The sequence below is a fragment of the Rhizobium ecuadorense genome, assembly GCF_001187535.1.
Taxonomy (GTDB): domain Bacteria; phylum Pseudomonadota; class Alphaproteobacteria; order Rhizobiales; family Rhizobiaceae; genus Rhizobium; species Rhizobium ecuadorense.
The window spans coordinates 1-267 of the sequence record NZ_LFIO01000999.1; the positions used below are offsets into that span (position 1 = coordinate 1).

The window sequence follows — 267 nt, forward strand, 5'->3', positions numbered from 1 at the left end:
GCATCAGGGGTGTGCTGCCATTGCCGATGAAATTTTCCCTCAGCAGAGGTTCGAAGATGTTTCCTTGATGCATGACCGGTCGTGAATGGCCGAAAATGATGCCGTTCTCGTCGATCGCCGCATACCAGTTGTAGGCGACCCCCTGTCGGTCGGGAAATTTCCGCAGCGCCTGAAGCTGGAGCTCGATCTTGCTGGGATGCCATGTGTCATCGGCATCAACCGGGGCGATGTAGGGGCCGCGGGCCTCCTGGATGCCGCGGTTGCGCG

The 267-nt window shown here is 59.6% G+C and carries 1 protein-coding gene; it reads right to left on the reverse strand.

The genetic code is table 11. The features are described from left to right. On the reverse strand, positions 1-267 hold a 267-nt coding region (locus AF337_RS18380), incomplete at both ends, for a glycosyltransferase (protein WP_152971130.1).